This window comes from Sandarakinorhabdus sp. (assembly GCF_031422795.1).
In the GTDB taxonomy this organism is placed as follows: domain Bacteria; phylum Pseudomonadota; class Alphaproteobacteria; order Sphingomonadales; family Sphingomonadaceae; genus Sandarakinorhabdus.
In genome coordinates, this window is sequence record NZ_JANPML010000340.1 from 1 (window position 1) to 2,757 (window position 2,757).

The window sequence follows — 2,757 nt, forward strand, 5'->3', positions numbered from 1 at the left end:
CACGGTCGATCTGGCCGCCACCCCCATCCTGTGCTGGCGCTGGCGCATCGAAGCGCCCATTGCCGCCGCCAACATGAAGACCAAGGCCGGCGATGATTACGCCGCCCGCGTCTATGTCGGCTTCGACATTCCCGACACGCAATTGGGCCTGGGCACCAGGCTCAAGCTTGGCATGGCCCGCCGGCTCGTTGCCGGCCCCCTGCCTGATGCCGCGGTGAATTATGTGTGGGACAACAGCCACCCCGTCGGCACCACCGCGCCCAACGCCTATACCGATCGCGCCCAGATGGTGGTGGCACAAAGCGGCGCCGGCGCTGCCGGCCGCTGGGTGGAACAGCGCATGGACCTGGCCCGCGATTATGCCCGCGCCTTCCCCGGCACCAGCGGCACCGCCACGTCGGTCGCGGTGGCGGTTGACACGGATCAGACCGGCGGCACGGCGCGCGGCTGGTTCGCCGATCTGCACTTCACCGCCCGCGCGTCTGCCTGCCGATTCCCGGCCTGATCAGGCTTGCCGCACTGCACAAAAACGGCGACCATGGCGGCATGATCGAGCAATATCGCCAGCGCCTCGCCGAACTTCACGCCCGCACGGCGGAAACGCCGTTGTTCAATCCGGTGTTCCAGTTGGGGCTGGAAATCAGCCGCGCGCTGGAAACCGGCGACGTGACCTTGGCCGGCCTGGCTGGCGCAATTGCCGAACTGGGCCGGGAAGGCCTGCAGGCCCGCGCCCAGCGGCTGGCGCGACTGCTCGGCACACTGGATGAAGCCGACAATGTGGCCGCCTTCCGGGCGCAGGTCGAAGCCAGCGCCACGGGCGATTTCGCCGCCTTCAAGGCGCGCTGGGAAGCGCCGCTGCTGCACGTGGTGTTCACCGCGCACCCGACCTTTCTGCTGACCCAGGATGAATATGGCGCCGTGGCGCAAGCGGCGGTGAGCGGCACGCCGGTCGCCATCGCGCCGGTGGAAACCCGCCCCGCCCCCAGCCTGCTGGAAGAACATGAGGCCGTGCTGGCGGCCATCACCCGGGCGCTGGCAGCGCGCGATCTGCTGCACGGCGAAGTGCTGGCCGTGGCGGCGAGCGCCTACCCCGATCAATGGCAAGCGCTCACCCCGTGCCTGTTCCGGCTTGCAAGCTGGGTCGGCTATGACATGGATGGCCGCACCGACATCGGCTGGGCCACCAGCATCGGATTTCGCGCCCACGAAAAGGGTGAGCGACTGGCCTTGCTGGCCGGTGAAGCCGCCCGGCTGGGCGAGCTGGCGCTGGCCGAGCGGCTGTCACGGGCGGGCACCTATGCCCATGCCCAGGCGGCGCTGATCAGCGGCAATACCGATGATGCCGCCGCGCTGTCGGCCATCGCCAACCGGATGACCGCGCCGCATGTCGATGCGCTGACCAGTCTGGCCGAACCCATTGCCCAGTTGCGGGCAGCCGCAGCCAGCCTGCCCGCCGATCAGGCGCGCGCCCATCTGGTGCTGGCCGCTGCCATGGCCGCCGATGGCCTGGGCATGGGCTGGATCCACTTCCGGGTGAACGCAGCGCAGTTGCACAACGCCATTCGCCGCCGCATCGATCCCGATGGCACGCTCGACATGGGCAGCGGCCAGGCGCTGATCAGGCTGCGCGGCCTGCTCGATACGGTGAAGCCCTTGCGGTCCAATTTCGCCGCGCTGGCGGTGGAAAGCACGACCGCCGTGCGCCAGTTCCTCGCCATGGCGGCGATCCTTAAGCATCTGGATGCCGATACCCCCATTCGTCTGCTCATTGCCGAGTGCGAACAGCCGCAAACCGTGCTGGCCGCGCTCTATTTCGCCAGGCTGTTTGGCATCGCCGACAAGGTGGACGTGTCGCCGCTGTTCGAGACAGAGGCAGCGCTGGAACATGGCGGCCGCTTCCTCGATGCGCTGCTGGCTGAGCCGGCCTACCGCGCCTATGCCCGCGCCCGCGGCCGGGTGGCGATCCAGACCGGTTTTTCCGATGCCGGGCGTTTTGTGGGCCAGGTGCCGGCTGCCCTTGCGATCGAGCGGCTGCAGGGCCGGCTGGCCCGCGCCATGGTCAAGAACAGCCTGTCGGATGTGGCGGCGCTGATCTTCAACACCCACGGCGAATCCATGGGCCGCGGCGCCCACCCAGCCAGCTTCACCGACCGCCTGGCCTGGCCGCTCAGCCGCTGGGCACGGGCACAGTTCGCCGCCGCTGGCATCCGCGTCGAGGCCGAAGCCAGCTTTCAGGGCGGCGATGGCTTCCTGTTCTTCGGCCATGATGCGCTGGCGCTGGCGACGTTGGCCCGCATTGCCGAAATCTCGCCCACACTGGCGCACGGCGGCAGTGACGACCCATTTTACACCCGCACCGATCTCAGCCTTGATTATTACCGCATGATCCGCCGGCACCAGCGCCAGATGTTCGAAGCGCGGCCCTACGCGCGGGCGATCACGGCGTTCGGCTTGGGCCTGATCCCGGTGACGGGTTCGCGGCGCCTGAAGCGCCAGAGCGATATCGGCAGCGACCGCGACGCGTCGTTGCGCTCGATCCGCGCCATCCCGCACAACGCGATTCTGCAGCAGCTGGGCTATCCGGTGAACGTGCTCGCCGGGGTCGGCACCGCCGGCGTGGACGCGCAGGAAGCGCTGGCGGCGCTGCTGGCCAGTTCGGCGCGCGGGCGGCAATTGCTGGGGCTGGTGGAAACCGCCAACGCCATCGCCAGCATCAAGACGCTGGCGGCCTATGGCGAGCTGTTCAACAGCGCCTAT

General features: G+C 68.7%; 2 protein-coding genes. Both read left to right on the top strand.

Annotated features, from left to right (window positions below):
- Window positions 1–505, top strand: a 505-nt coding sequence (locus RMO81_RS12100; RefSeq protein ID WP_310476144.1) for a DUF3047 domain-containing protein, incomplete at its 5' end; no start/stop codon positions are given.
- A gap of 41 nt (window positions 506–546) precedes the next feature.
- Window positions 547–2,757, top strand: a 2,211-nt coding sequence (locus RMO81_RS12105) for a phosphoenolpyruvate carboxylase (RefSeq protein ID WP_310476145.1), incomplete at its 3' end; no start/stop codon positions are given.